Annotated in this window: 5 protein-coding genes and 1 pseudogene; 1 reads left to right on the top strand and 5 read right to left on the bottom strand. The window is 68.9% G+C overall.

What is annotated here, in order from left to right:
- Window positions 1-77: 77 nt before the first annotated feature.
- Window positions 78-1,118, bottom strand: coding sequence for a 3-isopropylmalate dehydrogenase (locus ACWGI8_RS37680; protein ID WP_453667944.1), 1,041 nt, complete (start codon window positions 1,116-1,118; stop codon window positions 78-80).
- Window positions 1,119-1,276: 158 nt separating this feature from the next.
- On the opposite strand from ACWGI8_RS37680, the gene ACWGI8_RS37675 reads away from it, so the two are divergent.
- Window positions 1,277-2,872 carry a purple acid phosphatase family protein gene (locus tag ACWGI8_RS37675; protein ID WP_453667943.1) on the top strand — a complete coding sequence of 532 codons (1,596 nt, stop codon included), beginning with the start codon at window positions 1,277-1,279 and terminating at the stop codon, window positions 2,870-2,872.
- A gap of 29 nt (window positions 2,873-2,901) precedes the next feature.
- On the opposite strand, the gene ACWGI8_RS37670 is transcribed toward ACWGI8_RS37675, so the two are convergent.
- From ACWGI8_RS37670 to pruA, 4 genes and pseudogenes are all read right to left on the bottom strand, one after another.
- Window positions 2,902-3,039, bottom strand: a complete 138-nt coding sequence (locus ACWGI8_RS37670; RefSeq protein WP_453667942.1) for a hypothetical protein — start codon at window positions 3,037-3,039, stop codon at window positions 2,902-2,904.
- Between the two features lie 193 nt (window positions 3,040-3,232).
- Window positions 3,233-3,396: pseudogene (locus ACWGI8_RS37665) on the bottom strand (LysR family transcriptional regulator); the annotation flags it as partial.
- Between the two features lie 243 nt (window positions 3,397-3,639).
- Window positions 3,640-3,876, bottom strand: coding sequence for a hypothetical protein (locus ACWGI8_RS37660; RefSeq protein WP_453667941.1), 237 nt, complete (start codon window positions 3,874-3,876; stop codon window positions 3,640-3,642).
- A gap of 141 nt (window positions 3,877-4,017) precedes the next feature.
- Entirely contained in the window at window positions 4,018-5,649 is a 1,632-nt protein-coding gene (gene pruA, locus ACWGI8_RS37655) for an L-glutamate gamma-semialdehyde dehydrogenase (RefSeq protein WP_453667940.1), read from the bottom strand.
- Between the last annotated feature and the right edge of the window lie 225 nt (window positions 5,650-5,874).

Raw genomic sequence — 5,874 nt, 5'->3', positions numbered from 1 at the left:
GGGCGCGGATGCGACCCGGCGGCTTCGAGGTTTCGAGCCTGGGGGTCCCCCCAGGCCCTTTGGTCTCTGGGGGAGGGTCAGCCCGCTACTCGTACGGCGAGCGCGTCGCCGATCACGTCGGTCGTGCGGGCGGTGCCGTCCCGCTCCGCCAGATCGGCGGCGACGGCGTCCTCGATGCGGGCTGCCTCGGTCTCGTAGCCGAGGTGGCGCAGGAGGAGGGCGACGGACAGGATCGTGGCCGTCGGGTCGGCCTTGCCCTGGCCCGCGATGTCGGGCGCGGAGCCGTGGACGGGCTCGAACATGGACGGGAACTCGCCCGTCGGGTTGATGTTGCCGGAGGCGGCCAGGCCGATGCCGCCGGTCACGGCAGCGGCGAGGTCGGTGAGGATGTCGCCGAAGAGGTTGTCGGTGACGATGACGTCGAAGCGCTCCGGCTGGGTGACGAAGAAGATCGTCGCGGCGTCGACGTGCAGATAGTCGGTGGTGACCTCGGGGTACTCCTGGCCGACCTTGTCGAAGATGTTCTTCCACATGTGGCCGGCGTAGACGAGGACGTTGTTCTTGTGAACCAGCGTCAGCTTCTTGCGGGGGCGGGAGTTGGCCCGCTCGTAGGCGTCACGGACGACCCGCTCCACGCCGTACGCCGTGTTGACGCTGACCTCGGTCGCGACCTCGGCGGGCGTACCGGTGCGCAGGGAACCGCCGTTGCCCGTGTACGGACCCTCGGTGCCTTCGCGGACGACGACGAAGTCGATGTCGGGGCGGCCGGCGAGGGGGGTCGCGGTGTTGGGGAACAGCTTCGACGGACGCAGGTTCACATAGTGGTCGAAGGCGAACCGCAGCTTCAGCAGCAGCCCGCGCTCCAGGACCCCGGACGGCACCGACGGGTCACCGATCGCGCCGAGCAGGATCGCGTCGTGGTTCTTGAGGGAGTCGAGCTCCGCGTCCGGGAGGGTCTCTCCGGTGCGGTGCCAGCGCTGGGCGCCGAGGTCGTACTCCTTGGTCTCCAGCTTCACATCCTGCGGAAGCACGGCGGAGAGGACCTTGAGGCCCTGGGCCACGACCTCCTGGCCGATGCCGTCACCAGGGATTACTGCGAGATTGATGCTGCGAGACATATTTGCACCGTACTCCGCGTCCCAGCGAATGACACTCATTGTCCACCATGCGGACGCGTTTCACGCCGGGGGGCCACCAGGGTCCGCACGCAGTTTCGTTGAATTTCGTTCATCCGAAGTCTGGCCCTCGGTCGTAAGTTACTGGCAAGTTACCCCGCATGACCGATGACACCCCACGGGTCGGGATCCCCGACCAGCTCGCACGTGGCATGAGCATGCCCGAGCAGCACGAGTATCTGCGCGCCCGGCATGCACGCCCGAAGGTCTCCCGGCGCGGGGCGCTGACCGGCGGGCTCGCGGGCGGTCTCGCCGCGGCCGGCGGGGGCCTGCTGGCCGGGCGGGCGAGCGCGGGCCAGGCCTCCCCGACGCTGGTGACGACGCCTGCCACGGCCACTGTCGACGGCTCGCTCGTCGCCCCGTTCGGCCGCCATCTGGCGTTCGGGGCCGACCCGAAGACACAGATGCGGATCTCCTGGCAGGTGCCGTTCGCGGTGCAGCGGCCGTATCTGCGGGTCGGGCTGAAGCCGTGGGAGCTGAGCCGGAAGATCGAGGCGGAGGTGCGTCCGCTGCACACGCCCTCGCTGTCGCGGAAGCTGCCCGCCGTCGACCAGTACTACCTGCACGTGGGGCTCGACGGGCTCAAGCCCGGGACGACGTACTACTACGGGGTCGGTCACGACGGCTTCGACCCGGCGGACGCCTCCCGGATGGCGACGATCGGGTCGTTCCGTACGGCCCCGGCCACGCCCGAGAAATTCGTCTTCACGGCCTTCGGTGACCAGGGCGTGAGTTATGACGCCCTCGCCAACGACCAGTTGATCCTCGGCCAGAACCCTTCGTTCCATCTGCACGCGGGCGACATCTGCTACGCCGACAGCAGCGGGCACGGCAAGGAGTCGGACACGTACGACGCCCGGGTGTGGGACCAGTTCCTCGCCCAGACGGAAAGCGTCGCCTCACGGGTGCCGTGGATGGTGACCACCGGGAACCACGACATGGAGGCGTGGTACTCGCCGAACGGCTACGGCGGCCAGTCCGCCCGCTGGTCGCTCCCCGAGAACGGGCCCGACGCCTCGAACGCCCCCGGAATCTACTCGTTCACGTACGGCAACGTGGGCGTCGTGGCGCTGGACGCGAACGACGTCTCGTACGAGATTCCCGCCAACAAGGGCTACACGGGCGGCGCACAGACGGCCTGGCTGGACAAGCGGCTCGGCGAGCTGCGGGCGCGGCCGGAGATCGACTTCGTGGTCGTCTTCTTCCACCACTGCATGTACTCGACCTCGACGCACGCCTCGGACGGCGGTCCGCGGGACGCGTGGCTGCCGCTCTTCGGCAAGCACCAGGTGGACCTGGTGATCAACGGACACAACCACGTCTACGAGCGTACGGACGCCATCAAGGGCGGCGAGGTCGGCAAGCCCGTACCCATCGGGGCGACGACCGACCCGACGCGGGACGGCATCGTGTACGTCACGGCGGGCGGCGCAGGTGCGGATCTGTACGGCTTCGGGCTCGGGGTGAAGGACAGCTACGAGGGCAACGTCCATGACCACGACCACATCGTGACGTTCCACTGGACGAAGCTGCGGCTGCCCGACCCGGACACGGTCGAGTGGTCGCGTGTCCGGTACACCGGCTTCTCCTTCCTCGCGGTGGCGGCGGAGACGGGTGCGGGCGCGAAGCTGAAGGTCTCCGCGCTCGCCGAGAGCGGCGAGCGCATCGACTACTTCGAGATCAGGCGTTCTGCCTAGGTCCCGTCCGGGCGATCTCCGGACAGGTCCTAGTGGCTGTGGCCGGTCTCGCCGCCGTTGTCCCTGCGGTCGAGGGCTCGCTGCAGGGCGGCGGCGGCGTTCTTGCGGTCGGACTCGCTCGTGCGGGGCGTGTGTCGGACGCGGCGGGGGAGGGTCGTCTCGGGCATGGTGATCGACTCCTTGAGATCTGGTGCCACGCGGCGAAGCCGCATGACGTATCTACGAGGGGCCGGAAGGGGCGGGGAGCGGGCCGCAGGGGTTGCCTGCTTGGGGCACCGGCTCACAACCGCCATTCGCTGGATCGAGCGAGACGTTCGGCTACTACAAAGTTAAGGGAGCAGGGCCGCCCTGTCTCCACAATTAGTCGGACTTCCTACTATCTGAGACGCGATCTTGGAGCGGTGCTGGTGAGGCGCTCCGAGCTCGCGGATGCGCGCGCGTACGGCGAGGGTTCCGGCCTGCTCGGGAGTGGTGACGCAGCCGACGGGGCGCGTCGGACGGTCCGGTCCGAGATCGGTGATCTCGAACACGTCGGCTACGACGCGGCCTTCGACCACTACGACGAGGCGGTTGAGGAGCTGCCGGCGAAGGCGGCGCCCGGCGGCATCGACGCCTGCTCCGACAAGGTGGGCGGTGACCACCTGGCGGCCGCGATCGCGGCGCTGCGCGAGTTCGGGCGGATCGCCCGGGTCGGCGCGGTGGCCCAGTACAAAAGCGCCGAGCCCCCGGACGAAGGGCCGGGGGCACCGCTTACGCGCGACATGTGTCTAGGACGTGGCCTCGTCGAGCTTCCTCGCGACCCGGCCCACCCAGTCGGTGAACTCATCCCGGTGGTGCGCCTCGCCCCCGCACAACGCAGCGACCTGCGGATCCGTGATCCTGTTCGGTCCGGACACGGCCAGCAGACGGCCCATCTCCTTCATCATGGCGGCCAGCCGCTGCGCGTCGAGGTGGTCGATCACATCGACCCCGTGGCCCGCACCGAGAGTCGTGGAACCAGGCATGTCATCCCTCCTCGCCGATCACCCTCACCCAGCCCCCTCCAGCAGCGTAAGCCCGCCGGACGTGAGCCGCCCCCGGCCGGTCCTGGGGTGACCGGCGGGGGGCGGTGTTCACGGGACGGGCCGTGTGGCCCGGGGAGGGCGTCAGCCCATGTGCGGGTAGCCGTACTCGGTCGGCGGAACCAGCGTCTCCTTGATCGCGCGGGTCAGCGTCCAGCGCATCAGGTTCTGCGGGGCGCCCGCCTTGTCGTTCGTGCCGGACGCGCGGCCGCCGCCGAAGGGCTGCTGGCCGACGACGGCGCCGGTCGACTTGTCGTTGATGTAGAAGTTGCCCGCGGCGTAGCGGAGCTTGTCCATCGTGTACGCGGTCGCCGCGCGGTCACCAGAGATGACCGAGCCGGTCAGCGCGTACGCAGACACCGACTCCATCTGCTCCAGCACGGCCTCGTACTGGTCGTCCTCGTACACGTGCACCGCGAGGATCGGGCCGAAGTACTCGGTCGTGAAGACCTCGTTCTCCGGGTCGGTGCACTCGACGATGGTCGGGCGGACGAAGTAGCCGACCGAGTCGTCGTACGTACCGCCGGCGACGATCGTGCAGGTCGGGTCTTCCTTCGCGCGGTCGATCGCGGCCTTGTTCTTGGCGAAGGCGCGCTCGTCGATGACGGCGCCGATGAAGTTCGTCAGGTCGGTGACGTCACCCATCTTGATGCCGTCGACCTCGGCCGCGAACTCCTCCTTGAAGCCCGAGTTCCAGATGGAGGCCGGGATGTACGCACGCGAGGACGCGGAGCACTTCTGGCCCTGGAACTCGAACGAACCACGGGTCAGCGCGGTCTTGAGGATCGCGCGGTCGGCGCTCGGGTGGGCGACGACGAAGTCCTTGCCGCCCGTCTCTCCGACGATGCGCGGGTAGGAGCGGTACTTCTCGATGTTGTTGCCGACCGTCTTCCACAGGTGCTGGAAGGTCCTGGTCGAACCGGTGAAGTGGATACCGGCCAGGTCGGGGTGGTTCAGCGCCACCTCGGAGACGGCGATGCCATCGCCAGTGACCAGGTTGATGACGCCCTTGGGCAGGCCCGCCTCCTCCAGCAGCTGCATCAGCAGGACGGCGGAGTGGGTCTGCGTCGGGGACGGCTTCCAGACCACCACGTTGCCCATGAGGGCGGGGGCGGTGGGCAGGTTGCCCGCGATGGCCGTGAAGTTGAACGGCGTGATCGCGTAGACGAAGCCCTCCAGCGGGCGGTGGTCCAGACGGTTCCACACGCCCGGGGAGTTGGCCGGCGGCTGCTCGGCCAGGATCTGGCGGGCGTAGGCGACGTTGAAGCGCCAGAAGTCGACGAGCTCGCACGGGGTGTCGATCTCGGCCTGCTGCGCGGTCTTCGACTGGCCCAGCATGGTGGAGGCGGCCAGCGTCTCGCGCCAGGGACCGGCCAGCAGCTCGGCGGCGCGCAGGATGATCGCGGCGCGGTCGTCGAACGACATCGCGCGCCACGCCGGGGCGGCGGCGAGGGCGGCGTCGATCGCGTCCTGCGCGTCCTGCTGCGTGGCACCGGCGAAGGTACCGATGACGGCCCCGTGGTTGTGCGGCTGTACGACGTCGACGCGCTCGCCGCCGCCCATCCGCTTCACACCGTTGATGGTCATCGGGAGGTCGATGGGGTTCTCGGCCAGCTCCTTGAGCTTGGCCTCGAGGCGGGCACGCTCGGGCGAACCGGGGGCGTAACCGTGAACCGGCTCGTTGACGGGGGTGGGGACCTGGGTCACAGCGTCCATGGCTACCTCTTCCGAGTGAATGACTGACTCCAGCCGGGAGAAGCTGAAGCGGTGGCATATGTTGAGTCGCGGTCAGGGCTTGACCATCACGCGCTCGCTGCGGCGGGTGAGTGAGAAGCCCCTCGGGGCGGAGTCACGAGTTCCGTGGCTCCTTATTCACGGAACCAGGTCCGGCTCAGCCGGCCGAAGGGCGGCGGCTGTCGCCATCCAGCAGGGTTGAGGGTG

It is taken from the genome of Streptomyces sp. NPDC054841 (genome assembly GCF_053611045.1).
Note: the sequence above shows the minus strand (reverse complement) of the source record. Positions and strands in the feature narration are given on the sequence as shown.

Excerpts from the sequence above, each read along its gene's own strand:
- ACWGI8_RS37680 (WP_453667944.1), bottom strand. The coding sequence starts at position 1,118 with ATGTCTCGCAGCATCAATCTCGCAGTAATCCCTGGTGACGGCATCGGC.
- ACWGI8_RS37675 (WP_453667943.1), top strand. The coding sequence starts at position 1,277 with ATGACCGATGACACCCCACGGGTCGGGATCCCCGACCAGCTCGCACGT.
- ACWGI8_RS37670 (WP_453667942.1), bottom strand. The coding sequence starts at position 3,039 with ATGCCCGAGACGACCCTCCCCCGCCGCGTCCGACACACGCCCCGCACG.
- ACWGI8_RS37660 (WP_453667941.1), bottom strand. The coding sequence starts at position 3,876 with ATGCCTGGTTCCACGACTCTCGGTGCGGGCCACGGGGTCGATGTGATC.
- pruA (WP_453667940.1), bottom strand. The coding sequence starts at position 5,649 with ATGGACGCTGTGACCCAGGTCCCCACCCCCGTCAACGAGCCGGTTCAC.